Annotated in this window: 16 protein-coding genes; 8 read left to right on the top strand and 8 right to left on the bottom strand. The window is 68.9% G+C overall.

Annotation, left to right across the window (positions count from 1 at the left end):
- The 4 genes from mnmC to ACREEF_RS13795 form a co-directional block, all read left to right on the top strand.
- Positions 1-1,202: FAD-dependent 5-carboxymethylaminomethyl-2-thiouridine(34) oxidoreductase MnmC (mnmC, locus tag ACREEF_RS13810; RefSeq protein ID WP_431566148.1), on the top strand; the 1,202-nt coding region annotated here is incomplete at its 5' end.
- 60 nt (positions 1,203-1,262) lie between these two features.
- The gene (locus ACREEF_RS13805) at positions 1,263-1,676 is read left to right on the top strand and encodes a DUF6491 family protein (RefSeq protein ID WP_431566147.1); all 414 of its coding nucleotides are present in this window, start codon (positions 1,263-1,265) and stop codon (positions 1,674-1,676) included.
- Between the two features lie 161 nt (positions 1,677-1,837).
- Positions 1,838-2,992, top strand: a complete 1,155-nt coding sequence (locus ACREEF_RS13800) for an efflux RND transporter periplasmic adaptor subunit (protein ID WP_431566146.1) — start codon at positions 1,838-1,840, stop codon at positions 2,990-2,992.
- 9 nt (positions 2,993-3,001) lie between these two features.
- Positions 3,002-6,115 carry an efflux RND transporter permease subunit gene (locus ACREEF_RS13795; RefSeq protein ID WP_431566145.1) on the top strand — a complete coding sequence of 1,038 codons (3,114 nt, stop codon included), beginning with the start codon at positions 3,002-3,004 and terminating at the stop codon, positions 6,113-6,115.
- Between the two features lie 279 nt (positions 6,116-6,394).
- Here ACREEF_RS13795 and ACREEF_RS13790 read toward each other — a convergent pair whose 3' ends face one another.
- On the bottom strand, positions 6,395-9,349 hold the full coding sequence (locus tag ACREEF_RS13790) for a TonB-dependent receptor plug domain-containing protein (RefSeq protein WP_431566144.1): 2,955 nt from the start codon (positions 9,347-9,349) through the stop codon (positions 6,395-6,397).
- A 501-nt stretch (positions 9,350-9,850) separates the two neighbouring features.
- On the opposite strand from ACREEF_RS13790, the gene uvrB reads away from it, so the two are divergent.
- The gene (uvrB, locus tag ACREEF_RS13785; RefSeq protein WP_431566150.1) at positions 9,851-12,076 is read left to right on the top strand and encodes an excinuclease ABC subunit UvrB; all 2,226 of its coding nucleotides are present in this window, start codon (positions 9,851-9,853) and stop codon (positions 12,074-12,076) included.
- 169 nt (positions 12,077-12,245) lie between these two features.
- Positions 12,246-12,575 carry a hypothetical protein gene (locus ACREEF_RS13780; protein WP_431566143.1) on the top strand — a complete coding sequence of 110 codons (330 nt, stop codon included), beginning with the start codon at positions 12,246-12,248 and terminating at the stop codon, positions 12,573-12,575.
- Between the two features lie 185 nt (positions 12,576-12,760).
- Here ACREEF_RS13780 and ACREEF_RS13775 read toward each other — a convergent pair whose 3' ends face one another.
- The 7 genes from ACREEF_RS13775 to ACREEF_RS13745 form a co-directional block, all read right to left on the bottom strand.
- Positions 12,761-13,048, bottom strand: coding sequence for a GNAT family N-acetyltransferase (locus ACREEF_RS13775; RefSeq protein WP_431566142.1), 288 nt, complete (start codon positions 13,046-13,048; stop codon positions 12,761-12,763).
- A 15-nt stretch (positions 13,049-13,063) separates the two neighbouring features.
- A complete protein-coding gene (locus tag ACREEF_RS13770; RefSeq protein WP_431566141.1) occupies positions 13,064-13,444 on the bottom strand; it encodes a hypothetical protein in 381 nt (126 codons plus the stop codon).
- Positions 13,445-13,457: 13 nt separating this feature from the next.
- Positions 13,458-13,823: a serine/threonine protein kinase gene (locus tag ACREEF_RS13765; RefSeq protein WP_431566140.1), complete on the bottom strand. Its 366-nt coding sequence runs from the start codon at positions 13,821-13,823 to the stop codon at positions 13,458-13,460.
- A 57-nt stretch (positions 13,824-13,880) separates the two neighbouring features.
- Positions 13,881-14,270 carry a dihydroneopterin aldolase gene (gene folB, locus ACREEF_RS13760; RefSeq protein ID WP_431566139.1) on the bottom strand — a complete coding sequence of 130 codons (390 nt, stop codon included), beginning with the start codon at positions 14,268-14,270 and terminating at the stop codon, positions 13,881-13,883.
- Positions 14,267-14,803 carry a 6-pyruvoyl trahydropterin synthase family protein gene (locus ACREEF_RS13755; RefSeq protein ID WP_431566149.1) on the bottom strand — a complete coding sequence of 179 codons (537 nt, stop codon included), beginning with the start codon at positions 14,801-14,803 and terminating at the stop codon, positions 14,267-14,269. The genes folB and ACREEF_RS13755 overlap by 4 nt, the downstream gene beginning before the upstream one ends.
- A 94-nt stretch (positions 14,804-14,897) precedes the next feature.
- On the bottom strand, positions 14,898-15,677 hold the full coding sequence (locus ACREEF_RS13750; RefSeq protein ID WP_431566138.1) for an SDR family oxidoreductase: 780 nt from the start codon (positions 15,675-15,677) through the stop codon (positions 14,898-14,900).
- Complete coding sequence (locus ACREEF_RS13745) at positions 15,678-16,091, bottom strand: dihydroneopterin aldolase (RefSeq protein WP_431566137.1); 414 nt, start codon at positions 16,089-16,091, stop codon at positions 15,678-15,680.
- Positions 16,092-16,245: 154 nt separating this feature from the next.
- On the opposite strand from ACREEF_RS13745, the gene ACREEF_RS13740 reads away from it, so the two are divergent.
- Together ACREEF_RS13740 and ACREEF_RS13735 are read left to right on the top strand one after the other, a co-directional pair.
- The gene (locus ACREEF_RS13740; RefSeq protein WP_431566136.1) at positions 16,246-16,719 is read left to right on the top strand and encodes an NUDIX domain-containing protein; all 474 of its coding nucleotides are present in this window, start codon (positions 16,246-16,248) and stop codon (positions 16,717-16,719) included.
- A gap of 49 nt (positions 16,720-16,768) precedes the next feature.
- A partial coding sequence (locus tag ACREEF_RS13735; protein ID WP_431566135.1) for an alpha/beta hydrolase occupies positions 16,769-17,395 on the top strand: 627 nt, incomplete at its 3' end.

The following is a 17,395-nucleotide window of genomic DNA, read 5'->3' as shown; positions in this document are numbered from 1 at the left end:
TGGCCGAGCACGGCTTCGTCGTCGAGAAGAAGCCCGGCCACGGCAAGAAGCGCGAGCGGCTGGAGGCGCATCTGCCCTCGCCGGCGCCCGCCGCCCCCACCGACCGCCGCGTCGCCCCCCATGTGGCGATCGTCGGGGCCGGGATCGCCGGGGCCTCGGTCGCCCGCGCCCTCATCGCCGGCGGCGCCCGCGTCACGGTCATCGAGGCCGACCGCCCCGGCGCGGGCGGCTCGGGCTTTCCCGCCGCCCTGGTCACGCCGCGCCTCGACGCGGGCGACGCCCTGATCGCCGGCTTCCACGCCCAGGCCCTGGAGCGCGCCCGCGACCTCTACCGCGCCCTGCCCGAGGCCGTGATCGCCGAGGGGGTACTGCAACTGGAACAGGCGCCGCGCGACGCGACCCGCTTCGACAAGGTGGCGGCGCAAGACCTGTGGCCCGCCGGCGCCATGAGCCGCCTCGACGCCGTCGCCTGCGCCGACCATCTTGGCGAACCGGTTCGGTCCGGCGGTCTGCGGATGCAGGGCGCCTTGGCCTTGCGGCCGTCAGCGGTGCTGGAGCCCTGGCTGGCGGGCGCCGAGCGTCTGACCGCCCGGGTCGCGGCGCTCCAGCCTCAAGGCGGCGGCTGGCGCCTGATCGACGCCGATGGCCAGAGCATCCTCGACACCGACGCCGTGGTCCTGACCGCCGGTTGGGAAACCGCCGCCCTCGCCCCCGACCTCCCCCTGGCCCCCGTCGCCGGTCAGGCCGACTGGGTCGAGGGCCCGACGACGGCGCCCGTCGCCTGGGGCGGCTACGCCGTGCCGACCGGGACCGGCCTGCTGTTCGGCGCCACCCACGACCGGGGCCAGACCGACCTCGCGCCCGACGCCGAAGCCTCCGCCCGCAACCTCGCGACCCTGGCCGCCGCCCTGCCCGGTCTGGCCGCCCAGGTCGAGGCCGCGGGCGCGGTCCAGACCCGCAAGGCCGTGCGCGCCACCACGCCTGACCGCCTGCCGATCTCCGGGCCGCTGGCCGAACCCGGCCTCTACGCCCTGACCGGCCTGGGCTCGCGCGGCTTCTGCGTCGCGCCATTGCTGGGCGAGGATCTGGCGGCGCAGATCCTGAGCGCGCCGTCTCCCCTGCCGCTCACGGCCCGGCGACGCCTGTCCCCGGCGCGTTTCACACCCGGCGAGCGCAACCCGGCGGCCGGTTGGAGCGCTTAGACAGCCAAGGTTCATCATCCCGCCCTTATGACGGCTGCAACGCTTTCACGGAGTCTCCCCATGTCGCGCCTTGCCCCCTCCTTCCTGGTCGCCGCCGCCGGCGCCGTCGCCCTGGCCGGATGCGCCCCGACCGCCTCGACCGAGCCAACGGCGTCGGCCGCGCCCGGCCGCCAGTGCCTGTTCCAGAGCGATATCCAGAGCTTCCGCGTGAACGCCTCGTCCCAGACCATCTACGTGCGGGGCACGGGCAAGGCCGTGTTCGAGATGCAGGCGGCCGGTTACTGTCGCGACCTGGACAACGCCATGGCCCTGGGCTTCCTGCCTCAAGGAGGACTGGTCCGGCTTTGCACCGGCGACTGGACCCAGGTCGTGCCCTCCGGCGCCACGCCCCCGATCACGCCCTGCCGCGTGCGGATCGTCAAGCGGCTGAGCGAGGCCGAGGTCGCCGCCCTGCCGGAACGCGATCGCCCCTGATCCAGGAGCGCGGCGACGGGGATTACTTCGCGGTAATGCTGGTGTGCGAGGTTTGAGAAGGCTTCGCTGAAACGCTATGAAGCGTGGCTATCAAACTCGCGTCCGGCGCCGGACAGAAGGTCCGCGCCCTCCCTGCACCGACCCTTCAAGGATCCTCGCACGTGGCGAACACCCTTCGTATTCCGGGCGCCGCCCCGGCCCTATTGCTGGCCGCGGCCGCCGCCCTGACCCTGTCCGCTTGCGGCGGGCATGGCGACGACAAGAAGGCGGAGGGCGGCGACAAGCCCGCCGGCGCCTCGCGCCAGACCGTCAGTGTGGCGACCGCGACCTCGGTCGCCCTGCCCCGCGTCATCGTCGCCTCGGGCACGGTCTCGGCCTGGGAAGAAGTGCCGGTCGGCGCCGAGACGGGCGGCCTGACCGCCGTCGGCGTCTATGTCGATGAAGGCTCCTACGTCCGCCAGGGCCAGACCCTGGTCAAGCTGAACGACGCCGTGCTTCAGGCCCAGCTGCGCCAGCAGCAGGCGGGGGTCCAGACCGCCGAGGCCAACGCCGCCCGCGACGACGCCGCCCTCGCCCGCGCCCAGGAGCTGAAAGAGCGCGGCTTCCTCAGCCAGGCCTCGCTCGACGGCGCCCTGGCCGACCAGCGCGCCTCCCGCGCCAATCTGGCCTCGGCCCGCGCCGCGCTGTCGGAAACCCGCACCCGCCTGGCCCAGAGCGAGATCAAGGCCCCGGTCTCGGGCCAGATCATCAGCCGCAGCGTCACCAAGGGCCAGATCGTCTCGGCCGGAACCGAACTGTTCCGCATGGTCCGCGACGGCCGGCTGGAGCTGGACGCCCAGGTGCCGGAAACCGACCTGCCCGCCCTGCGCGCCGGCCAGACGGCGACCGTCACCTCCAACGAAGGCGGGACCACCAGCGGCACGATCCGCATCGTCACGCCCGAGGTCAACGCCCAGACCCGCCTCGGCGTCGCCCGCATCACCCTTTCGCCCGGCAGCGGCCTGAAGACGGGGATGTTCGCCCGCGCCTCGATCGACGCCGGAGCCCAGCCGGCGACCGTGGTGCCGACCGCCTCGGTCCTCTATCGCAACAACCAGGCGGGGGTCTTCGTGCTGAACGCCGACGCCTCGGCCCGTTTCCGCCCGGTGACGGTCCTGTCGCGGCGCGACGACCAGACCTCGGTCAGCGGCGTCGAGCCCGGCGTGCGCGTCGTGGTCCAGGGCGCCGGCTTCCTGAGCGACGGCGACAAGGTCACGGTCTCCAACGGCCAGGCCGCTCCCGCCGCCGCGACGCCCGCCGCTCCGGCCCGGAAGTAGGCCCCGGCCATGAACAACATCTCGTCCTGGGCCATCAAGAACCCCATCCCCATCATCCTGCTGTTCGTCCTGCTGACGATCAGCGGCGTGATCGGCTTCATGGGGATGCGGATCAACAACAACCCCGACATCGACTTCCCCCTGGTCGCCGTCACCGCCGCCCGTCCGGGCGCCGCGCCGAGCGAGATGGAGGTGCAGGTCACCCGCCCGATCGAGGATTCGATCGCCGGCCTGTCGGGCGTGCGCCACATCTATTCCAACATCTCGGACGGGGTCTCCTCGACCACGATCGAGTTCGAGCTGGGCACCGACACCGAGCGCGCCACCAACGACGTGCGCAACGCCATGAGCGGCGTGCGCGCCACCCTGCCCCAGGATATGCAGGAGCCGACGGTCCAGCGCATCGACATCACCGGCGACGCCCTGATCACCTATGTGGTCCGCTCGCCGACCATGACGCCGGAGCAGATCAGCTGGTTCATCGACAATGAGATGAGCCGCGCCCTGCTGGCGCTGGGCGGGGTGGGCGAGGTCAACCGTTCGGGCGGCGTGGATCGCGAGATCCGCGTCGAGCTGGATCCCGATCGCCTGGGCGCCTATGGCGTGACGGCGGCCGCGGTCAGCCAGGCCCTGACCAGCGTCAACTCCGACCTGCCGGGGGGCCGCGTCACCGTGGCCGGTTCGGAGCGCGCCATCCGCACCCTGGGCTCGGCCGGTTCGGTCGAGCAGCTGCGTCAGACCCTGGTGCCCCTGGGCGACGGCCGCAGCGTGCGCCTGGGCGATCTGGGCGTGGTCGAGGACAAGTGGACCGAGCCGCGCCGTCTGGCCCGCTACAACGGCCAGGAAGCCGTCACCTTCAACTTCCTGCGCTCGCGCGAGGCCAGCGAGGTCAAGGTGGCCGAGAAGGTCCGCGCCGAGGTGGCCAAGATCGACGAGGCCCACCCCGAACTGACCATCGAACAGGTCACCTCCAGCGTCCAGTATATCGAGGAAAGCTACATCGCCTCGATCGAGGCCCTGGTCCTGGGCGCCGTCCTGGCGGTGATCGTGGTCTTCATCTTCCTGCGCGACTGGCGGGCGACCCTGATCGCGGCGACGGCCATGCCGATGTCGCTGATCCCGGCCTTCGCCATCCTGGGCCCTATGGACCAGTCGCTGAACGTCGTCACCCTGCTGGCCCTGTCGCTGACCATCGGCATTCTGGTCGACGACGCCATCGTCGAGATCGAGAACATCGTGCGCCATATGCGCGATGGAAAGACGCCCTACGCCGCCTCGATGGAGGCGGCCGACGAGATCGGCCTGGCGGTCGTGGCCACCACCTCGACCATCATCGCCGTCTTCGCCCCCGTCGGCTTCATGCCCGGCATCATCGGCCAGTTCTTCAAGGCCTTCGCCCTGGCGGCCTGCGTCTCGGTGGCCTTCTCGCTGATCGTGGCGCGGACGCTGACGCCCCTGATGGCCGCCTATCTGCTGAAGCACACCAAGCACGAGGACAAGGACCCGATCTGGATGCCCGGCTATCTGCGGGCCCTGCGCTGGTGCCTGGGCAACCGTTGGAAGGTGTTCGCCCTGGGCATAGCCGTCTTCGTCGGCTCCGGCGTCGTCGCCTCCAGACTGCCGTTCGAGTTCAGCCCCTCCGGCGACCAGTCGCGCGCCGCCTTCCAGATCGAACTGCCGCCGGGCGCCACCCTGCGCGAGACCGACGCCGTGGTTCAGCGCGTGACCCGCGCGCTTCAGGCCCGGCCCGAGGTGACGTCGGTTTACGCCGCCATCGGCGGCCAGGAGGTCAATCAGGCCAATGTCTACGCCGACATGGTCAAGAAGGGCGAGCGCAAGCTGAGCCAGCAGGCCTTCTCGCGCGAAATGGTCGACCAGATGAAGACCATTCCCGGGGCCCGCATCAGCGCCGGCATCGCCCAGCAGGGCGGCGGCCCCAGCGACGGCACCCGCTACACCTTCGCCATCCTGGGCGACAATCCGGCCGCCCTGAACGCCGCGGCCCGCAAGGTCGAGGAGGAGATGCGCGGCGTCCCCGGCCTGGCCAATGTGGTCAACACGGCCGCCATCGCCCGCCCGGAAATCCTGGTCACGCCGCGCCCTGACGAGGCGGCCCTGGCCGGCGTCTCGACCGGGACCATCTCCCAGGCCGTGCGCGTCGCCACCCTCGGCGACGTCGATCAGAACCTGCCGAAATACAACCTCGGCGACCGTCAGGTGCCGATCCGGCTGCAGCTGACCGAACAGGCCCGCGAGGACCTGAACGTGCTGGAGACCCTGCGCGTGCCCACCGCCTCGGGCGCCGCCGTGCCGCTGAGCGCCGTGGCCGACATCGAGTTCGGCGCCGGCCCCGCCACTGTCAGCCGCCAGGACCGCTCGCGCATCGCCTCGATCACGGCGGAGCTGGACGGCATCCGCACCGGCGACGCCGCCACGCGGGTGCAGAAGCTGCCCTCGGTCGCCAAGCTGCCCGAAGGCGTCCGTCAGGTTCCGGCCGGCGATCAGGAGTTCATCCAGGAGATGATCACCGGCTTCGCCATCGCCTTCGGCACCGGCATCCTGCTCATGTATGCGGTCCTGGTGCTGCTGTTCAAAAGCTTCGCCTATCCGATCACCATCATGGCGGCCCTGCCCCTGGCCATCGGCGGCGCCTTCGTGGCCCTGCTGATCGGCGGCTCCAGCTTCTCGATCTCGTCGCTGATCGGGGTGCTGATGCTGATGGGCATCGCGGCCAAGAACTCTATCCTTCTGGTCGACTACGTCATCATGGCCGAGAAGGGCGGGATGAGCCGGACCGAGGCGCTTCTGGACGCCGCCCACAAGCGGGCGCGGCCGATCCTGATGACCACCTTCGCCATGGGGGCGGGCATGGTGCCCGTGGCCATGGGCGTCGGCGCCGACGTCGAGTTCCGCTCGCCCATGGCCATCGCGGTCCTGGGCGGCCTGATCTCCTCGACCTTCCTGTCCCTGCTCTACATCCCGGCCATCTTCACCATCGTCGACGACATCGCCGGATGGGGCCGCCGCCGCATCCGCAAGGCCTTCGCCGGCCAGCACCGGCTGGCCGGCGACCACCCCGCCGCCGCCCCCGTCGCCCAAGGCGCCGTTCCTTACGAGGAATAGCCGCGCCGACCCGCAGCGTCGCTCGACCGCCAGCCCCCGGGATCGCTTCCCAGGGGCTGTGCAATTTGCGGGCAGACGCCGAGCGCGACCCGCCTGAACGCGCCCCCGAAACAGAATGCTGAATTCACGTTGAGTGTTGGCGATGCACGACACAGAGCCCTCCCCCATCGAGGGGGAAGGGCGCAGGGACCACCAACATTCAACGTGAATTCAGCCAAACAGAAAGGGCGGCGGACCGAAGTCCGCCGCCCTCTCCTCAACCTGAAATCAGGTCGGACCTTAGAAGGACTTCGTGAGGTTCACGAAGGCCGTGCGGCCCAGGTAGTCGTAGCCCGAGTACAGCGGGGCGTTGCCGACCCGGTTGTGCACGCCGGCCGAGACCACCGGCGGATCTTCGTTCAGCAGGTTGCGAACGCCGGCCGTCACCGTCCAGCCTTCACCCGTGTATTGCACCGAGGTGTTGTGCTGGAAGTAGTCGCCGACTTCGAGGTCGTACTGGCTCGTGGCCGGATCTTCGCCGTAGTAGGCGTAGCTGTCCATGCCCTGGATCCACTCGACGCCGTAGCGCACGCGCCACTTGTCCCAGGCGTAGGACACGTCAGCCGTCCCGGTGAACTCCGGGTTGTTGACCAGGCCCTTGACGTCTTCCAGCGGATCTTCCGCGAACAGCTTGCTCGAGATTTCCGTGTACTGGGTGACGCCCAGGTTGAACAGCGCCGTGCCCGGGCCGACGTCCTTGCGGTAACGCAGGGTGTAGTCGAGACCCTTGACGTTGTCGGTGGCCAGGTTGACGTAGCTGTCGTGGACGGTCAGCTGGTTGTTGGCCGCATCGCGTTCGACCAGACGGCAGAAGCCGACGTCGGCGGCGAAGTCGCCCGGGTTCGAGTCGTAGCAGCGGGTCAGGATCTGACCGGCGCCCGTGCGCGACACGCCGTTCTCGACTTCGATCTCGTAGTAGTCGACGGCGAAGGCCAGGTCGCCCCAGCCGGCAGGCAGGGTCGGCTGCAGAACCAGGCCGATCGTCATGTTGGTCGAGGTTTCAGCCGCCAGGCCGGCGTCGGCGCCGCCCGCGGTGATCACCTTGACGCTGGTGGTCGACTGGAAGTCGCCGGCCAGGCCTTCGGCCGTGCAGTTGGCGACGCGGTTCGGGTTCACGCCCGGCGCGCCGTAGTTGTTGCAGCGGTCGTTGGTGTTCGACAGGAAGCCGGTCGTGGCGCCGACGAACTGCTCGAACAGCGCCGGGGCGCGGTAGGAGGTGCCGTAGGTGCCGCGGAAGGTCACGCCGTCGATCGGCTGATAGACCAGGCCGACCTTGTAGGTCGTGTCGTCGCCGTACGACTCATAGTCCGTGTAGCGGAACGAGGCGTTCAGCGTCAGTTCCTTGGCGAACGGCTTGTCAGCCAGCAGCGGCGCTTCGATCTCGCCGAAGGCTTCCCACACCGAGTCCGAACCACGGGTGATGGCCGAGGTCGAGAAGTTGTAGGTGTTGCCCGTCTGCGAATCGAGGCCCGGCGTGTCGTCGATTTCCGACTTGCGGTATTCGGCGCCGAAGAAGCCCATGACCTTGCCGGCCGGCAGGTCGAACAGCGGACCGTCGATGCCGAAGCTGGCCACCATTTCGGTGAACTCGGTGGTGCCGGTGACCGGACGGAAGACATAGTCGACCCATTCCTTCGGCAGTTGGCCGCCGATGGTTTGCGTCGTCAGAGCCGGAGCGGCGACGCAACCCGGGTTCGTGGCCAGCTGGGCGCAAACGAACTTGCCCGGCGAGACCTGGACGACGTCCAGGCTTTCGATCAGGCGGTTCGTCAGGAACTGTTCGCTGGTGTATTCCGAACGCGAGCGCGAGTAGCTCAGGGCGGCGTCATAGCGCCATTCCGGGATGAAGAAGTCGCCCTTCACGCCCGCGACGTAGCGGCTGAAGTCCACTTCCTGCTCGGCGTGGTCGTTGCCGAAGCCGATGAAGGCGCGCACGCCGACGGCCTGGCCCTTGTTCAGGCCCTGGTCGGCGAAGGCGGTGCTGCCTTGCAGGTTGGTCGGGATCAGCGGGCTGCCCTTGGCGTAGTCCAGGGCCAGCTGACGGTAGCCGGTCTGCGACGACTTGCGCTGGTTGAACAGGACTTCGCCATAGACTTCGGCGTTGCCCAGGGCGTTCAGCTGGTAGCCGGCCTCGCCGTAGATGGTCGTGATGTCGACCGGCGAGATCAGCGACTCGTTCAGCATCCGGTCTTCGAAAGTGTCGCGAACGTTGACGTTGTTGGCGCCGCCGCCGACGCCTTCAAAGCCGATGAGGCCCGAGGTCACGCCCGAGTTCGGACGCCAACGGTTGAAGCTGGAGCCCACCGTGCCCGCAGCGCCGACGCCGGCGATGCTGTTCGTGCCGATCGTGTTGATCGTCACGCCGTTCGAGCCGGTCGTGGTCAGCGGATAGCACTTCGACTGGCCGGTCAGCGGGTCGATGTAGTCCTTGTTGTTGCGGAAGCCGTCCGTCTGGCAACGCGTGAACTCACGGTCGCGCAGGGTCAGCTCGTCACGCTCATAGCGCTCGAGCGAACCGGAGGCGCGCCAGCGGTCGCCACGGGCGCCGGCCGTCAGCGACAGACGAGTCGAACCGCCGTTGCCGTTGGCTTCCAGCGGCAGGTTGCTTTGAGCTTCGAAGGTCAGGCCCTCGAAGTTCTTGCGGGTCTGGATGTTGACCACGCCGGCCACGGCGTCCGAGCCGTACACCGACGAGGCGCCGTCGCGCAGGACTTCGACGCGATCGATCATCGAGGTCGGCAGCACGTTCAGGTCGGCCGCGCCGACCGAACCGCGCGAACCGGCCGGCGAAACGCGACGGCCGTTCAGCAGCACCAGGGTGCGGCTGGGGCCCATGCCGCGCAGGCCGATGGTGTTGGCGCCGGGGCCGCCGTTGGTGACGTAGCCGCCGTAGGAATTGTTGATCTGCGAGGTGCCGCCCGTGACGGCCGTGCTCTGCAGGGCTTCCGTGGTCGAGGCGAAGCCTTGCAGCGTCGCTTCTTCGCGCGTCACGACCTGGGTCGGCGACGGGGCGTTGTAGTTGTCGCGACGAATGCGCGAGCCGACGACGACGATTTCGTCAACCGAAGTGGCTTCCTGGTCGGTCTTCGTGGCGTCCTGTGCGAACGCGGCTCCCGGTGCGAGCAGGGTCAACGACAGTGCGGCGGCGCCGGCCACCATCGTCGTGCCCAGCAGGTAGTCTTTACGAGTGCTCATATGCCTCTGTGTACCTGTGAATATTTAATAACTGACACGGCGTCACGCGAACGCCGCTCGGATACCAATGTTCGACTCTACGTTTCTTGGTTGCCTCGACGGCTAGGCAAAGCGCCACATGAGGGCAACCAAAATATTGCTATAAAGCGGCGTTCGGCGAAAAACCGCGTCATTTTTGACGCCAATGAACCCGTTTTTCACCAAAATTCGTCCATTTATGGCGAGAAATAGTCATTTCTTGCCCATATTGTGGCGCTATACGGCGCGAATAAGGCGAGGCTTGAGCCGCATCGGGGCGAAGGCGCGGCCGACCGCGCCCGGCTGCCGCAATCGTCGCCCCTATGGCGTCATCCGCCCGCGCGCACTACCTTGGCGTTCATGGCTCGTTCTCCCTCGACACCGTCGCCCAAGCCCGTTCACGTGCCCGGCCAGAGCGCCGGCATGCAGGAGATGGCCGCGCCCTTCGTCCAGGACGCGCCGCGCGGTCGTGGCGGCAAGGCCATGCCGATGTTCGCCCCCGTCACCGGCCCGCGCCTGACGCCCGAGACGCCGCCCGCCGCCCCGGCCGACTGGGTGCCGCACCGCCCCTCGCGCGAGGGCGCGAAGAAGGGCGGCCGCTTCCGGCTGGAGACGAAATACACCCCCGCCGGCGACCAGCCCGCCGCCATCGCCGAACTGTCGGCCATGGCCCAGGCCGGCGAGTGTGATCAGGTTCTGCTGGGCGTCACCGGCTCGGGCAAGACCTTCACCATGGCCAAGGTCATCGAACAGACCCAGCGCCCGGCCCTGATCCTGGCCCACAACAAGACGCTCGCCGCCCAGCTCTATTCCGAGTTCAAGGCCTTCTTCCCCGACAACGCGGTCGAGTATTTCGTCAGCTACTACGACTACTACCAGCCCGAGGCCTACGTCCCGCGCACCGACACCTACATCGAGAAGGACTCGTCGATTAACGAGCAGATCGACCGGATGCGCCACGCCGCCACCCGCGCGATCCTGGAGCGCGACGACGTCATCGTGGTCGCCTCGGTCAGCTGCATCTACGGCATCGGCTCGGTCGAAACCTACACCGCCATGACCTTCACCCTGAAGGTCGGCGACACGATCGACGAGGCCAAGCTGCGCGCCGACCTGATCGCCCTGCAGTACAAGCGCAACGACCTGAACTTCGAGCGCGGCATGTTCCGCAAGCGCGGCGACGTGCTGGAGATCTTCCCCGTCCACATGGAAGACCGCGCCTGGCGCATCCAGCTGTTCGGCGACGAGCTGGAGTCGATCCAGGAGTTCGACCCCCTGACCGGCAAGAAGACCGCCGAGCTGGACGAAGTCACCGTCTACGCCGCCAGCCACTACGTCACCCCGCGCCCGTCGCTGAACCAGGCCATCACCGGCATCAAGGAGGAGCTGAAGGAGACGCTCGCCTGGATGAACGAGAACGGCAAGCTGCTGGAGGCCCAGCGGCTGGAGCAGCGCGTCCGCTTCGACCTGGAGATGATGGAGGCCACCGGCGCCTGCGCCGGCATCGAGAACTACAGCCGCTGGCTGACCGGCCGCGCGCCGGGCGAGCCCCCGCCCACCTTCTTCGAATACATCCCCGACAACGCCCTGCTCTTCGTGGACGAGAGCCACGTCACCGTGGGCCAGATCGGCGCCATGTTCAAAGGCGACTACAGCCGTAAATCCACCCTGGCCGAGTACGGCTTCCGCCTGCCCTCCGCCATCGACAACCGCCCGCTGAAGTTCGAGGAATGGGACGCCATGCGGCCCCAGTCGGTCTTCGTCTCGGCCACCCCCGGCGCCTGGGAGCTGGAGCGCACCGGCGGCGTCTTCGTGGAACAGGTCATCCGCCCCACCGGCCTGATCGACCCCCCGGTCGAGATCCGCCCCGTCTCCGGCGCCGCCCGCAACCAGGTCGACGACGTCATCGACGAGGTCAAGGCCACCTCCCGCGCGGGCTACCGCTCCCTGGTCACCACCCTGACCAAGAAGATGGCCGAGGACCTGACCGAATACATGCACGAGCAAGGGGTGCGCGTCCGCTACATGCACTCCGACGTCGACACCCTGGAGCGCATCGAGATCCTGCGCGACCTGCGCCTGGGCGCCTTCGACGTCCTGATCGGCATCAACCTGCTGCGCGAGGGCCTCGACATCCCCGAGTGCGGTCTGGTCGCCATTCTCGACGCGGACAAGGAGGGCTTCCTGCGTTCGGAAACCTCCCTGATCCAGACCATCGGTCGGGCAGCGCGCAACGTCGACGGCCGCGTCATCCTCTACGCCGACAAGATGACCGGCTCGATGGAGCGCGCCATCGCCGAGACCAACCGCCGCCGCGATAAGCAGCAGGCCTACAACCTCGAACACGGCATCACGCCCGAAAGCGTCAAGCGCGACATCAAGGACATCCTCGACAGCCCCTACGAGTCGCGCGACCTCGACCAGCTGACCCGCCCCGGCGTCGCCGAGGCCGCCAAGCCCTTCCTCGGCTCCAACTTCCAGGCCGCCCTCAAGGACCTCGAAGGCCGCATGCGCGACGCCGCCGCCAACCTCGAGTTCGAGGAAGCCGCCCGTCTGCGCGACGAGATCAAGCGCATGAAGCTCCTCGACCTCGAATTCGCCAACGAAGCCCTCACCGCCGCCGGCGAAGACGTCGACAAGTCCGCCCCCAAACGCTGGCGCAAGGAGGCCGCGGCCGAAAAGGCGGAGGCGTTCAGGAAGGGGCGGTAGGGATCTCTATCCTTCCCCCTTCAGGGAGAAGGGAAGGATGCGCCCCGCCGGCCCTCGCCTCCGCCGCCCTGATGCACGGGCGCCACAGGGGCGCAAAACACGGCGCCTTCCTCACATGTTTGAGGGAACGGCTCGGAAATTGCGGCATTGTCGTGTCGAAGGGTGCATCATGTCGAAATCGAACAGTCCAGAATCCGATGACCGTCCCAACCTGCGGGTGGTCTCCCCCTCCGAGGCCGAGGTCTATGACCTGATGCGTGCGCCAGAGACCACCGCCGAACGCGTCAAACGTTTGCAGGCCGAAGCGCGCGCCCTGGCGCTCGAACAGGTCGAGGCGCTGGAGGAGGTCCTGCTCAGGGCTTCGGAAATGGCCAAGGAGATCGCCGAGGGCGGCGACGCCTATCCCGTCGGCGCCCGCGAACTGGCCCACCGCCTGGTCCAGGACCTGCCCGCCAAGGCCGAGACCATGAAGGCCATCATCGCCAAGAGCCATCCTTGATGGCTTGAAGGGCGCTAACGCGAGCGACGCGGTCGCTCGCTGCTTGAGCGCAGATTGGGCGCTCCCGCTCGGCTCGCGGAGCCTCGCTGCCTGAGCGCTTATCCCGCCTGACAGCTTGAGCGTGCGCGAAGCGCCAGGCCGCGTCGGGTCGGGTCGGGAGGTCCCGAAGGGCCGACGACCGCGGCCTAGCCCAGAATGTCTGCGTACTCGGGATGGCGCTTCAACCAGACCAGCGCATAGCTGCAATGTGGGATCAGGGTCAGCTTCTCGGCCCGCGCGTGCTCGGCCATCGCCTGCATGAACCGCCCCGCCGCGCCATGGCCGCGCAGGGCCGGATGCGCCTCGACGTGCAGGATGACGCGGGCGTGGCCGCGCACCGCATACTCGGCCCAGACGGGATGCTCGACCCCGTCCGCGTCGGCGAACTCCTGCTGGAAGCGGCGGTCGGCGGGCTGGTCGCGGAAGGCGGTCACGGAAGACTCCTCAGATCAGGCCGGCCGGTCGTTGAGCAGGGCCAGCAGACCCAGAACGCTTTTCACCGTGAACCAGATCGACACCAGCAGCAAAAGAAGGCCGAACAGGAACAGGAAGGGAATGCCGATCAGCACCACCGAGGCCACGGCGCTGACCGCGATCAGCCCCCACAGCACGACGCTGACCCAGAAGACGGACCAGAACAGGCTGATCTGGGCCTCGACGTGCTGGGCCGCCAGCCCCGTCGCGCTCCCGCGGTTGACGTAGGCCAGCACCAGCCCGACCAGCACCAGCACGTTCGCGCTGGGAATCGACAGGATATAGAGGATCCACGCCACCACCGCGCCGTCGCGCCCGGCGGCGGGCTGGACCGAGGTTCCGTTCTGATCGGTCATGGAGGCGGGCCTTTCAGTAAAAGAGGCGTTCGGGACGTTCGATCGGCCGGCCTTCCAGCAAGGCCTTCAGCCCCAGGGCGCCGCGCACGATGCTCCACACCGCCATGACGAACAGGACGAAGACGCCGACGTTGATGACGATCAGCAGTGCCCCGGCCACGACCGAGGCTGTCGCGGCCATCAACGTCCGCTGCTGGAAGATGAAATGGCTGCGCGCGAGGGGATCGGTCGGCGGCTCTTTCCGCCAGACCCGCAGCAGGCCGATCGCCGCCGCCACGCCGAAGGTCGGCACCGCGAACAGGATCAGCGCATAGCCCGCGTAAAGACCGCTCAGATCGCCGGCGGACGCCTCGCTGCTGCTGTAACCGGACTGGATCATCGGAACCTCTTGCAAGGGCGCGACAATGGCGGGGCGAACGGCCCCGCGCAACCGGGCTCAGCGCGAATAGGCGACTTCGCAGCCGGCCGCCGCCGCGCCGGGAATGGCGCCGGGCTTTTCGACCCGCACCTTGACCGCCAGGACGCGCGCATCCTCGAGACAGGCCAGGGCCACCCGTTCGGCGAAGGTCTCGACCAGGGCGATGTGCTCGCCGCCCGCCAGCTCGCGGGCGATCCGGGCCACGCCCTCATAGTCCAGGGTGTCGGACAGGCTGCGGATCGGGGCGGCGCCCAGGTCCAGTTCGACATCCACGAACAGGGGCTGCAGCCGGCCGTGCTCGTGGGCGTGAACGCCGATGGCGGCCTGAACCTCCAGACCGCGCACCAGCACGGTCAGGCCCAGACGGCGCGGCTCGGACGCCGTGAAAGGAGTGACGACGGCGCTCACGACCAGGTCTCCGGCGGCAGGATGTCGTTGATGCTGAAATCGGCCCGGTCGCACCAATCGCCCAGCTTCCACGCCCGCTCGGCCTCGGTCAGGCCGCGCGTCAGGACGGTATTGGTCGGCGTCTCCTCGATGGCCAGTTCGGCCAGGCGGAAGGGCAGGCCCTCGGCCTTGAGGATGGCTTCCAATTTCCGCCAAAGCGCGATGACCAGGGCCTCGGTAGTCGGATCGCCGTCGATGGTCAGGACCTGGTTCAGCCGCTGCGGCTCATGGCTCTGGAACCAGTCCAGCAGCGGGTCGGCGCGGTTCAGCTGGAAGGCGTGGTCCAGGCTGCGGTCGACGAAGCCGTGCCAGCGCCGCTTCAGGGTCTCGAACGAGGCGGCGTGGTTCGACTGGCCGAAGGCGATCTCGGCGGTCGGCTCCAGCGTCACTTTCACGAACTCGTTGTGCCCGTGCGGCACGGCGCACTTCGACCCCGCATCGGCGATCAGCCGGTGCGCCATCGAGAAGCGGCGGGTGAACTGGACGGCAGGCATCAGGGGCAACAGATCCGAAAACGCAGTCGCCCCATATAGGCGCCGCGAAGGGTTCGCGCATCAACACCGGGACGACGGCGAAGTAAAGGCGCGTTCAGGGAACGGGAATCCCGTCGAAGGCCACGTCCCGACCCCGCCCGATCAGGGTCTCGCCCCCGTCGATGGTCAGGTTCTGGCCCGTCAGGCTGGGCGTCTCGAGGATGAAGCGCACCGTGCGGGCCACGTCCTCCAGCGAGGCGCCGCGCCCCAGCGGCGTGTCGCGCCAGGCGGCCTGATACTCGGCCTCGGTCTGCTCGCCGCTGCGCAGGATCAGGCCGGGCGAGACGCCGCACAGCCGGATGCGGGGCGCCAGACCCATGGCCAGGGTCCGCGTCAGCCCCGCCAGACCGACCTTGCCGGCCGTATAGGCGAAGAAGTCCGGGTTCGGACTATCGACCTTGTGATCCAGAATATTGACCACCACCCCCTGCCCGTCCGCCGCCTCGACCGCCCGGGCGAAGTCGCGGATCAGGAAGACCGGCGCGGTCAGGTTCGAGGCCAGATGCTCACCCCACGACGCCTCGGTCAGGGTCTGAAGGGTATCATAACGGAACAGGGAGGCGTTGTTGATCAGGGCGTCGATCCGCCCGAAATGGCCGACCACCCGGTCGATCAGGCCGTCCCGCTCGCCCGCCTCATTCAGGTCCGCCGGGAAAGCCGCCGCTCGCACGCCCATGCCGGTCAGTTCGGCGACCAGCGTCGCCGCCTCGTCCGCCCCGCCGCGATGATGGACGGCCACGTCCCATCCCGCCTCGGCCAGCGCCCGCGCCAGCCCGGCGCCGACGCGCCGCGCGGCCCCGGTGATCAGCACCACCTTGTTCGGAAGGTCGCCCATTCAGCCCGGCCTGCGGCGGAAAATTTCCACGCCCGCACCGGCGGCCTCGGGGAAGATGTGCGGCTTGGTGATCCGCACGCGGCAGGCCTCGACCGGCGGCAGGGCGAAGCAGACGCCGATCAGTTCCTCGACCAGGGTCTCCAGCAGCTCGACGTGCTCGCGCCCGCGCCAGCCGGAAATATGCTCGCGCACCCGGTCGTAATCGATGAAGCCGCCGTCCGGCCCAGACTTTGGCAACGGCCAGGCGGCGAACATCTCGACATTGACGATCAGCCGCGTGGGGCGCTCAGGGTGCCGCTCCCACGGGTGCAGGCCGATGCGCACATCGACCGCCACATCCGACAACAGGACGCGGACATGGTCCCCGGCGTTGCGCCAGTCGAACCCGCCCGCGCCGGAAGCGGATTCAGTCAACCCGGCCGAACTCGTAGAAGTTCACGGCGGCGATGACGGCGATGAAGGCGAAGATGATGGCGATGGCCAGCATGGGAAGGCTCCTGTTCAGAGGTCCGAATAGAGGCACAGGCGCGACTGTTCAAGCCGCCCCGCCACAGCCTATCGTCGCTCCATGACCACCTGGCGCACCCGAATCGAGCCCTTCACCCGGCCGCTCTTCTTCGCCGTCTCGCGGATGAGCCGGGGCATGACCCTGGGCGTGCGCGGGGTGGCGGTGGACGGCGAGGGCCGCGTGCTGCTGGTCAAGCACACCTATCTGCACGGCTGGTGGCTTCCCGGCGGCGGGGTGGACCGGGGCGAAACAACCCATCAGGCCGTGATCCGCGAACTGCGCGAGGAGGCCGGACTGATCGCCAAGGCCGAGCCGCGCCTGATCTCGGCTCATTCCAACGAGCGCTTCTTCAAGGGCGATCACGTCCTGGTCTTCGCCATCGACGCCTTCGACATGACCGAGCGCACCAGCCACGGCGAAATCGCCGAGATCGGCTGGTTCCACCCCGACGCCCTGCCCGAGGATACGACCCGCGCCACCCGCGACCGCCTGGCCGAGATTTTCAACGGCGCCGGAGCCAGCCCCGACTGGTGACGCCGGAAGGCGCGGGCCCGACGTGAAAGCTGAAGAAGGGGAATAGGCCATGCCGCACCTGGATCGCCGAGGATTTCTGATCGCCGCCTCCGGCCTGACGCTGATGGTCGGCGCCCCCGCCCTGGCGGCCGAGCCCGGCGTCGAGGCCCTCGGATTCGGGCCTGACCCGCTACAGGTCTGCGACCTCTACCCCGGCCCGGACGGGTCGCCGGTCCTGCTGTTCGTGCACGGCGGCGGCTGGGCCCATGGCGAGCGGACCGGGGTTCACGCCCTGCCCGACTACGCCCGGCGGCATGGCCTGGCCCTGGCCTCGACCGGCTATCGGCTCGCGCCCCAGGTCACAGCGCGCCAGTCGGCCGAGGACGTGGCCGCCGCCGTCGCCGCCGTCCGCCGCGCCCGCCCCGCCGCCCCCGTGATCCTGATGGGCCACTCGGCCGGCGCCCATCTGGCGGCCCTGATCGCGACCGATCCCGCCTATCTGGCCGCCCATGGCCTGACGCCCGCCGACCTGGCGGGGGTCATCCTGCTGGACGGCGCCGGCTATGACGCCACCGTCCCGCGCGGGGGGCGCGGCCCGCTCAACCGCGCGCTGGAGCGGCTCTACGACCAGGCCTTCGGCGCCGAGCGCGAAGCCCTGTCGCCGACGCTGCGCGTGCGCGACGGCGCGGCCCTGCCG

The sequence above is a fragment of the Brevundimonas sp. genome (genome assembly GCF_050729455.1).
GTDB lineage: Bacteria > Pseudomonadota > Alphaproteobacteria > Caulobacterales > Caulobacteraceae > Brevundimonas.
Note: the sequence above shows the minus strand (reverse complement) of the source record. Positions and strands in the feature narration are given on the sequence as shown.

Excerpts from the sequence above, each read along its gene's own strand:
- ACREEF_RS13770 (WP_431566141.1), bottom strand. The coding sequence starts at position 13,444 with ATGACCGATCAGAACGGAACCTCGGTCCAGCCCGCCGCCGGGCGCGAC.
- ACREEF_RS13765 (WP_431566140.1), bottom strand. The coding sequence starts at position 13,823 with ATGATCCAGTCCGGTTACAGCAGCAGCGAGGCGTCCGCCGGCGATCTG.
- ACREEF_RS13750 (WP_431566138.1), bottom strand. The coding sequence starts at position 15,677 with ATGGGCGACCTTCCGAACAAGGTGGTGCTGATCACCGGGGCCGCGCGG.
- uvrB (WP_431566150.1), top strand. The coding sequence starts at position 9,851 with ATGCCGATGTTCGCCCCCGTCACCGGCCCGCGCCTGACGCCCGAGACG.
- ACREEF_RS13795 (WP_431566145.1), top strand. The coding sequence starts at position 3,002 with ATGAACAACATCTCGTCCTGGGCCATCAAGAACCCCATCCCCATCATC.
- ACREEF_RS13740 (WP_431566136.1), top strand. The coding sequence starts at position 16,246 with ATGACCACCTGGCGCACCCGAATCGAGCCCTTCACCCGGCCGCTCTTC.
- ACREEF_RS13790 (WP_431566144.1), bottom strand. The coding sequence starts at position 9,349 with ATGAGCACTCGTAAAGACTACCTGCTGGGCACGACGATGGTGGCCGGC.
- ACREEF_RS13805 (WP_431566147.1), top strand. The coding sequence starts at position 1,263 with ATGTCGCGCCTTGCCCCCTCCTTCCTGGTCGCCGCCGCCGGCGCCGTC.
- ACREEF_RS13780 (WP_431566143.1), top strand. The coding sequence starts at position 12,246 with ATGTCGAAATCGAACAGTCCAGAATCCGATGACCGTCCCAACCTGCGG.
- ACREEF_RS13755 (WP_431566149.1), bottom strand. The coding sequence starts at position 14,803 with ATGCCTGCCGTCCAGTTCACCCGCCGCTTCTCGATGGCGCACCGGCTG.